The organism is Streptomyces djakartensis (assembly GCF_014651075.1).
Taxonomy (GTDB): Bacteria; Actinomycetota; Actinomycetes; order Streptomycetales; family Streptomycetaceae; genus Streptomyces; species Streptomyces djakartensis.
On record NZ_BMWE01000004.1, the window covers coordinates 378,925 to 394,898 of the forward strand.

Here is a 15,974-nt window from a genome sequence, read left to right on the forward strand (position 1 = left end):
CCAGGGCTTCGTGAGCTTTTCGGGCCTTGCTGAGATCGGTACGGCGTGGCGTACCTGTTCGACTCAACGGCCCTGCGGGGAGGTGGCCCGCCTGCCCCGATAGGGTTTTCCCATGCGCGATTTCGGGGTGGGTTTCCGGTACCTGCTGAAGGGCCAGCGATGGGTGGCCCGGCACGGCAGGAGTTACGGCTTCGGCATGCTGCCGGGCCTGATCACCCTCGTGCTGTACGCGGCGGCGCTCGTCGCGCTGGCGTGGTGGGGCGAGGACGCCGTGGCCTGGGCGACACCGTTCGCCGACGACTGGTCGAGCCCGTGGCTCGGGCTCTTCCGGGGCTTCCTGACCGTCGTGCTGTTCGCGCTCGCGCTGCTCCTCGCGGTCGTGACGTTCACCGCGGTGACGCTGCTGATCGGACAGCCCTTCTACGAGAACCTCTCCGAGAAGGTCGACCGGGACGTCTCCCCGGACGGCCATGCCCCCGAGTCGGGCCTGTCGCTCGGGCGTGAACTGTGGATCTCCGCCCGGGACAGTCTCCGGATCGTCGTCCGCGCCGCCCTGTGGGGCGTGCTGCTGTTCGCGTGCGGTTTCGTTCCCGTGGCCGGCCAGACCGTGGTGCCGGTGATCGGGGTCTTCGTCACCGGGTTCTTCCTCACCGAGGAACTGACCGCCGTCGCCCTCCAGCGCCGCCGCGTCGAACTGCGCACCCGCCTCGGCCTGCTGCGCTCCCGCAAGACCCTGGTCTGGGGCTTCGGCACGCCCCTGGCCGCGGCCTTCCTGGTGCCGTTCGTCGCGGTGTTCCTGATGCCGGGCGCGGTCGCGGGCGCCACCCTCATGGCGCGGGACCTGCTCGGTGAGGAGATCCGGGAGGACGGCGAGGAGGACGACGGGGCCGTCACCGCTGCTCCGCGGCCACCTTCAGGATGGCCCTCACCTGGGCGATGATGTCCAGCCGGTTCCGCACGAACTCCGGGTCGGTGACCTGGGTGGTGTTCCCCGCGCCGAACTGCAGGACGGGCGTGTGCACATGCCCGCCCGGCAGGCGGTCGTGCAGCCCCAGCCGGTCCCGCAGCAGCGTCGCCCGGTAGGCGATCTCGTTGGAGAGGTAGTCCCCGCCGCCGCCCGCGCGAGCGGTCGAGCCCGGGGTCGGTCCGTCCGGGCGGACGACGGGCTGGGTGCCGCCCGCCGGGATCTCGGTGACGCTCGTGTTGTCGTACACGGGGAAGCGGCCGGTGTCCGCGGCGGCGATCTCCCGGTACGGCAGTGTGGTCGTCGTCCACTGCGGCTGCGAGGCCGGATCGGTGACGGGCACCGTCTCGGTGCGGCCGATGTTGTCGTTGTCCCCGAACCCGCCCCGCCAGGCCCCGTTGGTGCGCTCGATGTCGAACCTCCCCACCCGGCCCTGGCTCACGGTCGTGACCAGATCGGCCTGCGGCAGGTACGGCCGCAGTGTGCGCTCCACCGTCCCGGCCGTGAAGTCCCCCCAGCGCACCGGGAACACGGCCGTCTCGATCCGGGCCGGGCCGTCCGCCGTCTCGATGACCGTGCCGTCGAGGGCGAGCGCGGTGGCGCCCGAGGGATTGGAGATGCGGATGTCCCGGTCGAGGGTGAACGGGTCGAACCCGGTGAGCAGGATCCGCTTCAGGCCCTGGGCACGGGGGTAGCGGATGGCCGTCTGACCGCGCGAGGTGCGCTCCAGCTCGTCCAGCAGCGCGGCCCGCTGGTCGTCCGTCAGCCCGAACCCCGGGTCCCAGGTGCGCACTTCACGCGTCATGGCGAGCCGTGCCCAGTACAGCGGCCGGTCGTCGTCCCGGCTCAGGTCCCCACCCGCGGGCCCACGTCCCTGCGCCCGGTCCACGGCCAGCCGCCACAACCGCGACCCTTCCCGCGCGACGGTCCGGTGGGCCTGCGCGTAGGAGCCCGCCGAGTCGAGCGCCGCGGCCAAGCGCGGGGCCGCGGTGTCGAATCCGGAGCGGCGCAAAATCTCCCGCGGAACGTCCTTGTCGAGCCGCTGTTCCTCGACGGTGGGGGAGGGGACCGCCGCCCCGGCGGCGCCGGCGGTCGTCGGGGTGGCGAGGCCGGTCAGCAGGGCGAGGCCCAGGACGCCGAGGCGAACGCGTATGGAGGTCAAGGGTGTTCAGGCCTTCCGTGGACGGTTGGGGGGCGTGGTGCCGGACGGCCGAAGTATCGCGTGGCGGATGGGGGCGACGCCATGGGCGGGGGTCCGCGTGGTGTTCCGTCGAGACGACGATGTCGTGGTCGTGTGTGAAGGGTTGGTACGAGGTCCAGGAGGGGCGCTCGATCACGGGCCGCGGGAGCGCCGCGACGATTAACGTCTGATCCGGGACGGGTTCCCCACCGAGCAGCCCCGGTCCGGGACCTGACCCCCGGGCCGGGGCTCGTGTTGCGGGGACCCCTAACGGGCGCCGAACCCGTACACCGTCTCCGACCGGTACACCTCGCCCGGCCGCAGTACCGTCGTCGGGAACTCCGGCCGGTTCGGGGAGTCGGGGAAGTGCTGGGTCTCCAGCGCGATGCCGTCGCCGGGCGCGAAGGGCTCGCCCAGGTGGTCGGCCGTGTACAGCTGGAGTCCGGGCTCGGTGGTCGCCACCGTCAGTACCCGCCCGGACGCCGGATCGTGCAGCTCGGCGACCTGCACCGGAACATCCGCCACGCCCTTGTCGAGCACGAAGTTGTGGTCGTAGCCGGCGCCCACCTTGCGGGCCTCACGGAAGTCGAAACGGGTACCGGTCACGTCCTCGAGGACGCCGGTCGGGATCAGGTCCGCGTCGACGGGGGTGTATCGGGACGCCGCAAGCCGCAGCTCGTGACCGCCCGCGTCGCCGGAGCCGCCCAGGTTGAAGTAGCTGTGGTTCGTCAGGTTCACCACGGTCGGCGCGTCCGTCACCGCCTCGTACACGATCCGCAGCGCGCCGCTCTCTTCGAGCGTGCAGGTCGCCGAGACCGCCAGCCGCCCCGGGAAACCCTCCTCCCCGTGCGGGCTGACCCGTGCGAGCCGCACACCGTGTTCGACGGGCGTCCCCTCCCACACGCGCTTGTCGAAGCCGCGCGCCCCACCGTGGAGCGAGTTCGGTCCGTTGTTCGGTTCGAGCGCGTAGGTTCGTCCGTCCAGCGGAAAACGGGCACCGGCGATCCGGTTGGCGTAACGCCCGATCAGGGCCCCGAGGTACGGGTCCGGGTGGGCGAGGTAGCCGTCGAGGTCCGGGAACCCCAGCACCACGTTCCCCGCTCGCCCGTCCCGGTCCGGCACCTCCACGGACTGCACGATCCCGCCGTAGGAAAGGATCCGAACCCGGACACCCGCACGCTCCAAGGTCCAACGGTGCACCGGCGTGCCGTCGGAAAGTGTGCCGAAGAGTTCGTTCATGTGCGGAACTCTAAGTCAGGGGCGGGGTCAGGGGCGTTCCGCCGTCACGGTGCGGTACGCGATCTCCGCCAACCGGGCCTGCCCGTTCACGCTGGGGTGGAAGTAGTCCCAACGGCTCAACTGAGCGGTGCCGAAGCGGTGGTCGTACACCGCGCCCCCGTCGTGGCGGCACCGCTTGTCCTCGGCGCAGACCTCCTCGAGGACCTTGTTGTAGTCCTCGACCCGCTGCTGCACCGTGTCCCGCCGCTCGCTCGCCAACGAGTCCAGGGCGTCCGCGTCGCCCAGCATCGACGGGCAGATGCCCAGCTTCCACACCTGCTTGCCCATCGGGCTGGCACGGCCCTCGGACCACAGCCGCTTCAGGTTCGGCACGCTCGCCACGAACACCTGGGCCTTGGGCAGGGCCTTGCGCAGGGTGCGCAGGGAGTCCTCGAAGTCGGCGCGGAACGCGGAGACCGGGGTCATCGCCGAGGGCGTGGCCCGGCAGGCGTCGTTCGCCCCCATCATCACCGTCACCAGCTGCGGCTTTTGCCGCACCGCCCGGGCGATCTGCCCCGGCAGGTCCGCCATCCGGGCCCCGGTCACGGCGTAGTTCCAGCTCCGCTCGGCGGCCCGGGCCCGGCCCAGCAGCCGGACGGCGAGCGAGTCGACCTCGGGGCTCGCGCCGGTCGCCCAGGAGGCCTCCGGACAGTCCGACAGCACGTCGCAGGCGTCGAAACCCCGTGTGATGGAGTCACCGACGGCCGCGACGGAACCCGGGCTGCGGTCCCACAGGGGAGTGGGCTTCGGGGACGGCCTGGCGGTATGCGACGGGGCGGGGGAATCGCCGCCCACGGCGTCACACCCGGCGACACCCAGGGCGGCCGCCACGGCCACGGTGAGAACGGCCCGTGGGCGGTGGCTTCGCTTCCGCATCCCTGGTCATCCCCTCGCCGTGCGGTGCCTGTCTCCCCAACCATTAACAACGCACGAGGGTTCCCGACCGATCAGGTGCAACGGCTCACACCCGTACAAGCGTCCCCCTGGGTGAATGGCGGGCGTTTCCCGGCACCGGGACCGACCGTACGTCACACTCCTTGCGCCCCCGCACGGTAGCCTCGCCATCATGTGACCCGCCCGGTCACAGACGTCCGCCCGTTCATAAGATGTCCCGCTCTGCCCGGAGGTTCCGGTGACGACTCGTGGAGTTCTGTACGTGCACTCCGCGCCGCGCGCGCTGTGCCCGCACGTCGAGTGGGCCATCGCCGGGGTGCTCGGCACGCGCGTCAGCCTGGACTGGATCCGCCAGCCCGCCGCCCCGGGCACCTGGCGCTCGGAGTTCTCCTGGCAGGGCCAGCCGGGCACGGCGTCCAAACTCGCGTCCGCGTTGCGCGGCTGGCACCTCCTCCGCTTCGAGGTCACCGCGGAACCCTGCCCGACCGCGGAGGGCGAACGCTACAGCTGCACCCCCGACCTGGGCATCTTCCACGCCGTCACCGGCATCCACGGCGACATCCTCATCCCCGAGGACCGGTTGCGGGCGGCGCTGCAGCGCAGCCGGCAGGGGGAGACCGACCTGGAAGCCGAACTCAACAAGCTGCTCGGCAAGCCCTGGGACGACGAACTGGAGCCGTTCCGCTACGCGGGCGAGGGCGCCCCGGTCCGCTGGCTCCACCAGGTGGTGTAAACGCCCTCGGGGACACGTCCCCAGGGGCGCGCGGAACTGCGCGACCAGCCCCCACAGACCCGCACCCGCAACGCAACGCGACACTAAACGGCGAGTGGCCCGGACTCGAGAAGAGTCCGGGCCACTCGCCGTAAGACGAGATCAGACCGTCCGGAACGCCAGCACCACGTTGTGCCCACCGAACCCGAACGAGTCGTTCAGCGCGGCGATACGGCCTTCGACAGGCAGCTTCCGGGCCTCACCGCGGACGACATCGGCGTTCGCCTCCGCCTCCGGGTCGAGGTTCTCCACGTTGATCGTCGGCGGCGCCACCCGGTGGTACAGCGCGAGCACCGTCGCCACGCTCTCCACGCCACCCGCGCCACCGAGCAGATGCCCGGTCATCGACTTCGTCGCGGACACCGCGAAGTGGTCGGTGTCGTCGCCGAACACCTTCCGCAGCGCCTTCAGCTCGGCGATGTCACCGGCCGGCGTCGATGTCGCGTGCGCGTTGACGTGCACGATCTCCGCCGGGTTCAGGTCGGTCCGGTCCAGCAGGTTCTGCAGGGCGTGCGAGATGCCCCGCCCCTCCGGCTCCGGCTGCACGATGTCGTGCGCGTCGGCGGAGATGCCCTGCCCGACCGCCTCGGCGTACACCCGGGCGCCCCGCTTGGCGGCGTGCTCGGCGGACTCCAGGACGACGACACCGGCGCCCTCACCGAGGACGAAGCCGTCACGGGCGACGTCGTAGGGACGCGAGGCGCCCTGCGGGTCGTCGTTGTTCTTGGACATCGCCATCATGTTGCCGAACGCGGCGATGGGAAGCGGGTGGATCGCCGCCTCCGTGCCACCCGCGACGACGACGTCGGCGCGGCCGGTGCGGATCATCTCGATGGCGTAGCCGATGGCCTCGGCGCCGGAGGCGCAGGCGGAGACCGGCGTGTGTACGCCCGCCCGGGCGCCCACGGCCAGGCCCACGTTGGCCGACGGGCCGTTGGGCATCAGCATGGGCACGGTGTGCGGGGAGACGCGGCGGACGCCCTTCTCCTTCAGCACGTCGTACTGGTCGAGCAGGGTCGTCACGCCGCCGATGCCGGAGGCGATGACCGCGCCGAGCCGGTCGGGGTCCACGGTCGGGTCCTCGCCGGCCTTCGCTTCGAAACCGGCGTCGGCCCACGCCTCCTTGGCCGCGATCAGCGCGAACTGCGCCGAGCGGTCCAGGCGGCGGGCCTGCGGCCGGGGGAGGACCTCGGTCGGCTCCACGGCCACCCGGGCCGCGATCCTGACGGCCTGGTCGGCTGCCCAGTCCTCCTCCAGGGGCTTGACGCCGGACTTGCCGGCGACCAGTCCCTCCCAGGTAGAGGCTGCGTCGCCACCCAGCGGTGTGGTTGCGCCGATACCGGTGACGACCACGGTGCGATTGGTCGAGCTCACGGGAATTCTTTCTCCAACGGATCAGAGGATTAAGCGGCGCCACCGCCGGGTGGCGGGGCAGTCAGCCCTAGGACCTGATCGGTCGATCAGCCCTGGTGCTTGAGGATGTAGTCGGTCGCGTCGCCGACGGTCTTGAGGTTCTTGACGTCCTCGTCCGGGATCTTGACGTCGAAGCGCTCTTCGGCGGCGACGACGACCTCGACCATGGACAGCGAGTCGACGTCCAGGTCGTCGGTGAAGGACTTGTCCAGCTGGACGTCCTCAACCGGGATGCCGGCGATCTCGTTCACGATCTCGGCGAGACCGGCGACGATCTCTTCCTGAGTGGCGGCCATGTTGGCGCTCCTTCGTAGATATCCAGAGGGTGTGGCAGGTGGTTCTCACCGTCCCGGACCGCATGATCCGGCACGGAGTGCCTAGGGGAGGGTAACGACAGTCGCGGCGTAGACGAGACCCGCCCCGAAGCCGATGACGAGCGCGGTGTCGCCGCTCTTCGCCTCGCCGGTCGCCAGGAGCCGCTCCATCGCGAGCGGGATCGAGGCGGCCGAGGTGTTGCCGGTGGTGCGGATGTCACGGGCGACCGTGACGTGCTCCGGCAGTTTCAGCGTCTTCACCATCGAGTCGATGATCCGCACGTTGGCCTGGTGCGGGATGAAGACGTCCAGGTCGTCAACGGTGATCCCGGCCGCGTCCAGCGCCTGCTGGGCGACCTTCGCCATCTCGAACACGGCCCAGCGGAACACCGCCTGGCCTTCCTGGGTGATCGCGGGGAACTTCTCGACCGTTCCGTCGCGGTAGTCCGTCCACGGCACGGTCTGCTTGATGGTCTCGGACTTGTCGCCCTCGGAGCCCCACACGGTGGGGCCGATCGCGGGCTCCTGGGCCGGGCCGACCACGACCGCGCCGGCGCCGTCGCCGAACAGGAAGGCCGTGGCGCGGTCCTCCAGGTCGGTCAGATCGCTCAGCCGCTCGACGCCGATCACCAGGACGTACTCCGCCGAGCCATCGGCGATCATGCCCTTGGCGAGCGTGAGACCGTAGCCGAAGCCCGCGCAGCCCGCCGAGATGTCGAAGGCGGCGGCCTTGTCGGTGCCGAGCTTGTCGGCGATCTCGGTGGCGACGGCCGGGGTCTGCTTGAAGTGCGAGACCGTCGAGACGATCACACCGCCGATCTGCTCGACGGAGATGCCCGCGTCCGCGATGGCCTTGCCGGACGCCTCGATCGACATCTGCGCGACGGTCTCCTCGTCGGAGGCCCAGTGCCGCGTCTCGATGCCGGAGCGTGAGCGGATCCACTCGTCGGACGACTCGATCGTCTCGAGGATGACCTCGTTCGGCACGACCCGGATCGGGCGGTAGCCGCCGACACCCAGGATCCGCGCGTACGGGGCGCCCTTGCTGGGCTTGATCTTCGCCATGCTCTCGGGCTCCTTCTCAGGCACCCGCCGCGTCAGCGGCAGGTGTCGGTGCCTCGGCGATGAGCTCGCGAGCCGCGTCGAGGTCGGCGGGGGACTTCAGGGCCAGCGTCTTCACGCCGGGCAGAGCACGCTTGGCCAGACCCGTGAGGGTACCGCCGGGGCACACCTCGATCAGGGCCGTCACGCCGAGCTCCTTGAAGGTCTCCATGCACAGGTCCCAGCGGACCGGGTTGGCGACCTGGCCGACCAGGCGCTCCAGCACCTCGGAACCGGAGGCGACGGCCCGCCCGTCCTTGTTGGACACGTAGGTGATCTTCGGGTCGCCGGTGCCGCGGGCATCGGCGGCGGCCTTCGCCAGCGTGTCGACCGCGGGGGCCATGTGGTGGGTGTGGAAGGCGCCGGCGACCTTCAGGGCGACGACCTTGCGCACCCCCTCGGGCTTGTCCGCCTCCAGCGCGGCGAGCTGCTCCTTGGTGCCGGCGGCGACGATCTGGCCCGCGCCGTTGATGTTCGCCGGAGTCAGGCCCAGCTTCTCCAGGTGCGGAACCGTCACTTCGGAGTCGCCGCCGAGGAGCGCGGCCATGCCGGTCTCCGTGACGGCGGCGGCCTCGGCCATGGCGAGCCCGCGGGTGCGGACCAGACGGAGGGCCTCCTCGTGGGGGAGTACCCCGGCGATCGACGCGGCGGTGAACTCGCCGACGCTGTGCCCGGCGACGGCGCCGACCTTGCGCGGGAGGTCGGCAGGGTCGTCGAACAGCATCGCCGCGGACGCCATGCCGGCCGCGACCAGCAGCGGCTGCGCCACCGCGGTGTCGCGGATCTCCTCCGCGTCGGCCTCGGTGCCGTAGCGGATCAGGTCGAGACCCACGGCGTCGGACCATGCCTCGAGGGCACCGCGGACACCGGGGAAGTCGAGCCATGCAGTCAGGAAGCCGGGCGTCTGGGCGCCCTGGCCGGGAGCGACGAGTACGAGCACTCTCACACTCTCTCTTGGGGACGGCCACGGCCGCCCGTGGGGACAAGGACGAAGAACACGAGGGGGTTTTGTCGGGCTTCGACAAAACCTTAGGTCTGGAGATCTCCATCGACCAGACGCCCCAGGATCAGCGCGATCCGCAGCGTGAAGGCAGAGCGTACATCGGAGGGTGACCAACCGGTGACGTCAGTCACACGTCGAAGCCGGTAGCGGACGGTGTTGGGATGAACGAAGAGCATCCGGGCGGCGCCCTCGAGACTGCTCGCCTGTTCGAGATAGACACTGAGCGTTTCGAGAAGGGCGGCCCCGGCCTCCTCCAGTGGCCTGTAGATCTCCTCCACCAACTGCTCGCGCGCCGAGGGGTCACCGGCCATCGCCCGCTCCGGGAGCAGGTCGTCGGCCAGAACCGGGCGCGGGGCGTCCTGCCAGGCGGCACACGCCCTCAACCCGGCCGCAGCGGCCTGCGCCGACCGTGTCGCGGCCTGCAGGTCCGGCACCACCGGGCCCGCCACGACCGGCCCGGCCGCGTACGGGCCGATGAGCGACTTGGCCACGGCCAGCGGGTTGTCGCTGCCGCCGGCGATCACGACCAGCCGGTCGCCGAGCACACCGGTCAGCACCTGGAGCTTGGCGTGCCGGGCGGCGCGCCGGATGGCCTCGACGGTCAGCTCGCTGTCCCCGTCGGGCGCCGTGCCGAGCACCACGCACACGTGTTCGGGCGAGTTCCAGCCCAGGGCGGCGGCCCGCGACACGGCTCCCTCGTCGGCCTCGCCGCTCAGCACCGCGTTCACGACCAGGGACTCCAGCCGGGCGTCCCAGGCGCCGCGCGCCTCGGCTGCCTGCGCGTACACCTGGGCGGTGGCGAAGGCGATCTCCCGGGCGTAGACGAGCAGCGCCTCACGCAGCACGCTCTCGTCGCCCGGGGCCGCGACCTCGTCTATCGCGGACTCCATGACCTCGATGGTGGTGCGCACCATCTCCACGGTCTGCCGCAGTGTGATCGCCCGGGTCAGCTCGCGCGGCGCGGTTCCGAACACGTCGGTGGAGATGGCCTGCGGGGCGTCCGGGTGCCGGAACCACTCCGTGAAGGCGGCGATGCCCGCCTGCGCGACCAGACCGATCCAGGAACGGTTCTCCGGGGGCATGGCCCGGTACCAGGGCAGCGTCTCGTCCATCCGCGCGATGGCCTGCGCGGCGAGCGATCCGGACGACTTCTCCAGCCGCTTCAGCGTCGCGGCATGCGGATGGACGTCATGGACTGCGGCTTCGTTCTTGCTGGTTTCGGGTTCGGGCACGGGGACAAGACTGCCTTATCCGGACGGGTGGGTGCGTGGCCGGGTCTACGGTGGACCTCGTGATGGACGTGAGGCGCGCGGACGAGCGCTACCAGGGCGGCGATCCGGCGGCCGGAATCGAGACCTGGCACGCCTTCTCCTTCGGCCCCCACTACGACCCGGACAACCTCCGCTTCGGCGCCGTGCTCGCCTGCAACGAGGAGCGTCTGGCGCCCGGCAGCGGCTTCGACGAGCATCCGCACAGCCACACCGAGATCGTGACCTGGGTGGTGGAGGGCGAGCTGACGCACCGGGACTCCACCGGACACGAGTCGGTGGTCCGCCACGGGGACGTGCAGCGGCTGAGCTCGGCGGGCGGCGTGCGCCACGTGGAGCGCAACGACGGCCCGGGGCCTCTGACCTTCATCCAGATGTGGCTGGCCCCGCTCCGGCCCGGCGGCGACCCGTTCTACGAGGTCGTCCACGGCATCGCCGACTCCACGCCCTACGCCGTCCCGGAGGCCGGCGCGATGCTGCACGTGCGGCGGCTGCGGGCGGGGGAGCGGACGGCGGTACCGGACGCGGCGCACGCGTACGTCCATGTCGTACGGGGTGCGGTGCGCATGGACGGCGCGGAACTGGGCGCCGGTGACGCTGCCCGCATCACCGGCGCCGAGGGCCTGGAGGCCGAGGGCCTGCGGTCCGATGGCCTGACCGAGGCCGAGCTGCTGATCTGGGAGATGCGCTAGAGCTCCGCCAGCACCGCGTCCGTGAACGCCGGCCACGCCTCGATCGCCCACGGCCCGAACGCCCGGTCGGTCAGCGCGACGCACGCGGCCCGCGCGTCGGGATCGGTCCACAGGAAGGTGCCGGACTGCCCGAAGTGCCCGAACGTGCGGGGCGAGGACGAAGAGCCCGTCCAGTGTGGCGACTTGGAGTCGCGGATCTCGAAGCCGAGCCCCCAGTCGTTGGGGTTCTGGTGGCCGTATCCAGGCAGGACGCCCTTGGTGCCCGGGTAGTGCACGGTCATCGCCTCGGCGACCGTACGCGGGTCCAGCAGACGCGGCGCCTGGACCTCGGCCGCGAACCGCAGCAGATCCTCGACCGTGGACACGCCGTCCTTGGCCGGAGAGCCGTCGAGGGTCGTCGAGGCCATCCCCAGCGGCTCCAGCACGGCCTGCCGCAGGTACTCCCCGAAGGGGATGTCGGTGGCCTTCGCGACGTGGTCGCCCAGCTGCTCGAAGCCGGCGTTCGAGTACAACCGCCGCTCCCCGGGCGGGGCCATGACCTTGTACTCGTCGAAGGCGAGGCCCGAGGTGTGCGCGAGCAGGTGCCGGACCGTCGAGCCGGTCGGGCCCGCTGGTTCGTCGAGCTCGATCGCGCCCTCCTCGTAGGCGACGAGCACCGCGTAGGCGGCCAGCGGCTTGGTCACCGACGCGAGCGGGAACCGCTGCCCGGCCGGCCCGTGGGTACCGAGGACGGTGCCGTCCGCCCGTACGACACCCGCCGCGGCGGTGGGAACCGGCCAGTTCTCGATCAGCGCGAGGCTCTTCAGCGACATGCGTTCGAGCTTAAAGGGTCCTTGTACTCAGAGCGTGAGCTCCAGCAGGGGTTCGGGCTTGGGCCGGAAGCCGAGGGAGACGTACAGCGGCTCGGCCTCCCGAGAGGCGGTCAGCTGGACACGCCGGGCGCCGCGCTCGCGGAACCACTCCAGCAGGGTGGTCATGCAGGCGCGCGCGTACCCTCGGCGCCGGGCGGCCGGGTCGGTGGCGACACTGAAGACGAAGCCCACCATGCCCCGCGGATTGCCCGACTTCCCGATGCGGTAGTCGATGGTCCCGGCCACCAGCGACGCCAGTGCCCCCGGCCGCTCCGGGTGGTCCACGACGAACGCCGCGAAGTCCCCGTCCGGCTCGGCCAGTCTGCGTCGCAGGGTCGGGAGGGAATCCCCGTGCCAGGCGATGGAGGGGTCCGTGGCGAACATCGAGTCGATCATGACTTGGCGCAGGCGCAGGACTTCCTCGGCGTCCTCGGGCAGGGCACGGCGTACAGCACTCATGACTCCGTACGCTATCCAGCCGGTTCAGGAGGCGTCCTGCCGATTTCTTACCGTCGGCGCTTGCTTGGAGTGCGCTCCAGGGTTTTAGCGTTGACGCCATGACGGTGATGGAGACCACGGGGACCAGGACCGACACATGCGCCGCGCCGCCGCAGAACAGGCGCCCGGACGGCGAGGACAGGTACACCATCAGCGAGGTCGTCGACTTCACCGGCCTGACGGCGCACACCCTGCGCTGGTACGAGCGCATCGGTCTGATGCCGCACATCGACCGGTCCCACACCGGCCAGCGCCGTTACACCAACCGCGACCTCGACTGGCTCGACCTCGTCGGCAAGCTCCGCCTGACGGGCATGCCGGTCGCGGACATGGTCCGGTACGCGGAACTGGTGCGTGAGGGCGACCACACCTACGGCGAGCGCTTCGAGCTGCTGAAGACGACCCGAGAGGACGTCCTGGCCAGGATCGACGAACTCCGGGGCACGCTCGCCGTGCTCGACAAGAAGATCAGTATCTACGCGGACGCCGGGCGCGCCCCGGTGTCGGAGAGGTCCCGATGACGGACGGCAGGATCACGACGGCGAAGCTCGGCGACAACGGCCCCGAGGTGGGCGTCCAGGGCCTCGGCTGCATGGGCATGAGCTTCGGCTACGGCCCCTCGGACGCGGACGCGTCCCGGGCCACCCTGGAACGGGCCCTCGAACTGGGCGTCACCCTCTACGACACGGCCGACGCGTACGGGGCGGGCGAGAACGAGCGGTTCCTGTCCCCGTTCTTCAAGGCCCACCGCGACGAGGTCGTCATCGCGACCAAGTTCTCCCTGTCGATCCCCCCGGACGACCCGACGCGCCGGATAATCCGCAACGACCCGCCCTACATCCGCCAGGCCGTCGAGGCCAGTCTGAAGCGCCTCGACGTCGACGTCATCGACCTCTACTACATGCACCGGCGCGACGTGAACGTGCCGATCGAGGAGACCGTCGGCACGATGGCCGACCTGGTCCGCGAGGGCAAGGTCAAGCACCTCGGCCTGAGCGAGGTCACGGCCGGTGAACTGCGCGCCGCACACGCCGTCCATCCCATCGCCGCCGTGCAGTCGGAGTGGTCGCTGTTCAGCCGCGACATCGAGCCGAAGGTGGTCCCCGCGGCCCGCGACCTGGGCGTGGCCCTCGTGCCGTACTCGCCCCTGGGCCGCGGGTTCCTCACGGGCTCCTTCACCCATGCCGACCAGGACCTGACCCCGGACGACTTCCGCCGCCACCAACCCCGCTTCACGGGCGAGAACGCGACCACGAACGCGACCCTGCTGGAGCTGATCCGCTCGGTGGCCAAGGCTCACGACGCCTCCGTGGGCCAGATCGCCCTGGCCTGGGTCCAGCAGCAGGCAGCCGTTCACCGCCTGCCGGTCATCCCGATCCCTGGCACCCGCAAGCCGTCCAGGGTGGAGGAGAACACGGCGGCGACCAGGATCGTCCTGACGGACGAGCAACTGGACCTGCTCGACGGCATAGCCGCCCAGGTGGCGGGCAACCGCTACGCGGACATGGCCTTCACTTCGGCAGGCCGCGAGTAGAGGTCTTAGGGGCGCGGGGAACTGCGCGACCGGCCACGGAAAACCCGCACCCGCCGGCGCGCAGCACCCCGCACTCGCTAAAGCTCCGCCAGCAACTCCGCCTTTTTGACCGAAAACTCCTCATCCGTCACCAACCCGGCCTGATGCAACTCCCCGAGATGCCGAATCCGCTCGGCGATGTCCGCAGGGTCACGGCGCGGGCCGGCCGCGGAAACCGCGGCCACCGGGCTGGACGTACGCACCGCCGCCAGCACCGCCGCGGCGAACGGCAGTGACTCGTGCACGGGCCCGTACCCGAGCCCGAACACCACCGCGGCGGGATCCTGGTCGGCCTGCACGGCCGGCACTCCCGCATCGCGTCGCAGCAACCGCAGATGCCCCTCGAACACCTCCGGTGACCGCCACTCCACCCCGCTCAGCTCCCCGACGGGAAACGTCTGGTCGCCGGCCTTCCACTTCGCCGACGAGGCTCCCGTCCAGAACCACCGGAAGTTCACGGTCCGTCCGTCGAAGGTCGCCTTCCCGTCGTACGCCTTGAAGGACAACGGCCCCTTCGGCGGCTCCACCAGGAACCGCTCCGCCGGACCGGACTCCGTCAGCAGGGACTTCAGCTCGTCGGCGTAGTACTCGGCGAGCATCTCCCGCTCGGCGGGGAGCACCAGCCGGTAGGGGTCACAGCTCTCCTTCAGCTGCCCGGCGGCCGCCTCCGTCAACGGGTCCGCCCCGGGCCGCGGCTCGACGCGCAGCACGACCGTGCCGCGCCTGCCGCGGGTCAGGGTCACCCCGGCGATCGCGTCCAGCGGAACGCGGCGTTCCCCCAGCGCCTGGAAGAGCTTGGGCGTTCGAATCCCCCGTTCGTAACGGATGAGCACGGAGTCGGACTCGAACTCCCAGGCGGCATGAAATCCGGCCAGTACGTCACCCATGCGGCTCATCGTATGCGGCACGAGTTCCTCCGTCCCCCTCCCGAGCAGACCGCGTTTTCTTCGCCTCTACGCGTGTCAGGCCGCCGCCGTACCGGACAAACCGGTCCGGCAGACGCCGTCCTGATGCGCGCAGTGCACCGAGCGGTATGCGCCGACGCCGATCTCTGCGAAATTCATCAGACTTGCCGTACCCGGCTCGAAGTAGCCGGCGTGACCCTTCGCGCCCTGCGCCGACAGCACCCGCGCGCCGAACCCGGCGGACATCGGGTCGGCCCCGTGGCCGAGGCCGCCGACCTCCAGGTACGGCACGTCCTGGATCCAGTCGTCGGCGTCCCGCATCGCCCACACGCGGGCGGTGGTGTGCAGCTGGTCGGCCTTCTGGACGCGCATGCCGGGGCTGCCGGCCACGGCGATGTCGGCCACCCGGCCCGGCAGCTCGTGCGCCGCGACCCCGCACACCACCGAGCCGTAGCTGTGGCAGAACAGCGAGACGGGCGAGCTGCCGGGCAGCGCCCGCACCAGCGCGTTCAGCCGTCCCGCCCCCTCCTTGGCGCGCATGGCCGTGGCCGAGTCGATACCGAGTCCGCTCGGCGCCGTGTAGTCGGCCCAGGCGATCACGGCCGTACGGGTCGAGGGACTCGTCGTCCGCTCGGCCGCGTACAGGGACTTGGCCATGCCCACGGGCGCCGAGTACTCGCGGTTCGTGCGCTGGAAGGTGAGCAGGTCGGTGTCCACGCCGGGCACCACGACCGATACCCGGTCCGCCTTGCGCAGGTCGCCGAAGACCTCCGCCACCCGGCCGGAGCCGTCGGGGTCGAAGGCGAGGATGCGGCGGCCCTTGTCCATGAGGTCGTCGAAGCGGTGCATCCTGCGGCCGGCCTCGTGCTTCCCGGCCTGGGTGAGGCGCTTGTCGTGCATGCGTTCCCGCTCGACCTCGCGCGCCTTGGCGAGCGCGAGGCGGTTGGCGCGGTAACGCAGCTCGACCGGGGCACCGTTCATGTTGCCGACCGCGAGCGGATACTTCCGGACCAGGCTCGCCCGCTCACGCTCGGTGAGCGAGGCGAAGAAGCGGGCCAGCTTCTTCGGCTGGGCCTGCGGGTCCGGCAGCCGGTGCCCGCCGACCCGGCCGTGCTCCCAGGCGGAGAGCGAGGCCTGCAGCGGCGTGTCGCCCCGCTGGTTGCGCAGGGCCGTCCAGCCAGTGGTCGCCAGCATCACGAACACGACGGCCAGAGCGAGCAGTGCGCGCCAGACGTTCAGTTGCGGGGAGGTGTCGAAGGAAGTCACTG

Annotated in this window: 17 protein-coding genes; 5 read left to right on the forward strand and 12 right to left on the reverse strand. The window is 71.0% G+C overall.

The window, feature by feature from the left end; translation table 11 throughout:
- The first annotated feature begins 112 nt into the window (after positions 1–112).
- Entirely contained in the window at positions 113–940 is an 828-nt protein-coding gene (locus IE212_RS09615; protein ID WP_190197307.1) for an EI24 domain-containing protein, read from the forward strand.
- On the opposite strand, the gene IE212_RS09620 is transcribed toward IE212_RS09615, so the two are convergent.
- The 3 genes from IE212_RS09620 to IE212_RS09630 form a co-directional block, all read right to left on the reverse strand.
- Positions 891–2,126 carry a pyroglutamyl-peptidase I gene (locus IE212_RS09620; protein WP_190197308.1) on the reverse strand — a complete coding sequence of 412 codons (1,236 nt, stop codon included), beginning with the start codon at positions 2,124–2,126 and terminating at the stop codon, positions 891–893. The two genes, IE212_RS09615 and IE212_RS09620, sit on opposite strands and share 50 nt — an antisense overlap.
- Positions 2,127–2,411: 285 nt before the next feature.
- A complete protein-coding gene (locus IE212_RS09625; RefSeq protein ID WP_190197309.1) occupies positions 2,412–3,383 on the reverse strand; it encodes an aldose epimerase family protein in 972 nt (323 codons plus the stop codon).
- A gap of 27 nt (positions 3,384–3,410) precedes the next feature.
- A complete protein-coding gene (locus tag IE212_RS09630) occupies positions 3,411–4,298 on the reverse strand; it encodes an SGNH/GDSL hydrolase family protein (protein ID WP_190197310.1) in 888 nt (295 codons plus the stop codon).
- A 256-nt stretch (positions 4,299–4,554) separates the two neighbouring features.
- Here IE212_RS09630 and IE212_RS09635 point away from each other — a divergent pair, with 256 nt between their 5' ends.
- Positions 4,555–5,049: a DUF3145 domain-containing protein gene (locus IE212_RS09635; RefSeq protein WP_190197311.1), complete on the forward strand. Its 495-nt coding sequence runs from the start codon at positions 4,555–4,557 to the stop codon at positions 5,047–5,049.
- Positions 5,050–5,190: 141 nt separating this feature from the next.
- Here the strand turns inward: IE212_RS09635 and fabF are convergent, their stop codons facing one another.
- The 5 genes from fabF to fasR form a co-directional block, all read right to left on the reverse strand.
- On the reverse strand, positions 5,191–6,462 hold the full coding sequence (gene fabF, locus IE212_RS09640; protein ID WP_190197312.1) for a beta-ketoacyl-ACP synthase II: 1,272 nt from the start codon (positions 6,460–6,462) through the stop codon (positions 5,191–5,193).
- A gap of 86 nt (positions 6,463–6,548) precedes the next feature.
- Positions 6,549–6,797 carry an acyl carrier protein gene (locus IE212_RS09645; protein WP_003989952.1) on the reverse strand — a complete coding sequence of 83 codons (249 nt, stop codon included), beginning with the start codon at positions 6,795–6,797 and terminating at the stop codon, positions 6,549–6,551.
- A gap of 81 nt (positions 6,798–6,878) precedes the next feature.
- The gene (locus IE212_RS09650) at positions 6,879–7,880 is read right to left on the reverse strand and encodes a ketoacyl-ACP synthase III (RefSeq protein WP_190197313.1); all 1,002 of its coding nucleotides are present in this window, start codon (positions 7,878–7,880) and stop codon (positions 6,879–6,881) included.
- Between the two features lie 16 nt (positions 7,881–7,896).
- Positions 7,897–8,856, reverse strand: a complete 960-nt coding sequence (locus tag IE212_RS09655; protein WP_190197314.1) for an ACP S-malonyltransferase — start codon at positions 8,854–8,856, stop codon at positions 7,897–7,899.
- A gap of 89 nt (positions 8,857–8,945) precedes the next feature.
- Positions 8,946–10,151 carry a fatty acid biosynthesis transcriptional regulator FasR gene (gene fasR, locus IE212_RS09660; protein WP_190197315.1) on the reverse strand — a complete coding sequence of 402 codons (1,206 nt, stop codon included), beginning with the start codon at positions 10,149–10,151 and terminating at the stop codon, positions 8,946–8,948.
- A 62-nt stretch (positions 10,152–10,213) separates the two neighbouring features.
- On the opposite strand from fasR, the gene IE212_RS09665 reads away from it, so the two are divergent.
- The gene (locus tag IE212_RS09665) at positions 10,214–10,879 is read left to right on the forward strand and encodes a pirin family protein (protein ID WP_190197373.1); all 666 of its coding nucleotides are present in this window, start codon (positions 10,214–10,216) and stop codon (positions 10,877–10,879) included.
- Here the strand turns inward: IE212_RS09665 and IE212_RS09670 are convergent.
- Positions 10,876–11,691, reverse strand: coding sequence for a serine hydrolase domain-containing protein (locus tag IE212_RS09670; protein ID WP_190197316.1), 816 nt, complete (start codon positions 11,689–11,691; stop codon positions 10,876–10,878). The two genes, IE212_RS09665 and IE212_RS09670, sit on opposite strands and share 4 nt — an antisense overlap.
- 27 nt (positions 11,692–11,718) lie before the next feature.
- The gene (locus IE212_RS09675; RefSeq protein ID WP_190197317.1) at positions 11,719–12,189 is read right to left on the reverse strand and encodes a GNAT family N-acetyltransferase; all 471 of its coding nucleotides are present in this window, start codon (positions 12,187–12,189) and stop codon (positions 11,719–11,721) included.
- Between the two features lie 98 nt (positions 12,190–12,287).
- Here IE212_RS09675 and IE212_RS09680 point away from each other — a divergent pair, with 98 nt between their 5' ends.
- Positions 12,288–12,749 (forward strand): MerR family transcriptional regulator, encoded by a 462-nt coding sequence (locus IE212_RS09680; protein WP_190197318.1) that lies wholly within the window; start codon positions 12,288–12,290, stop codon positions 12,747–12,749.
- On the forward strand, positions 12,746–13,762 hold the full coding sequence (locus IE212_RS09685; RefSeq protein ID WP_190197319.1) for an aldo/keto reductase: 1,017 nt from the start codon (positions 12,746–12,748) through the stop codon (positions 13,760–13,762). Before IE212_RS09680 ends, IE212_RS09685 begins: the two co-directional genes overlap by 4 nt.
- A 77-nt stretch (positions 13,763–13,839) precedes the next feature.
- Here the strand turns inward: IE212_RS09685 and IE212_RS09690 are convergent, their stop codons facing one another.
- A complete protein-coding gene (locus tag IE212_RS09690; protein WP_190197374.1) occupies positions 13,840–14,697 on the reverse strand; it encodes a DUF4429 domain-containing protein in 858 nt (285 codons plus the stop codon).
- 66 nt (positions 14,698–14,763) lie between these two features.
- Positions 14,764–15,972: an alpha/beta hydrolase gene (locus tag IE212_RS09695; protein WP_190197320.1), complete on the reverse strand. Its 1,209-nt coding sequence runs from the start codon at positions 15,970–15,972 to the stop codon at positions 14,764–14,766.
- Between the last annotated feature and the right edge of the window lie 2 nt (positions 15,973–15,974).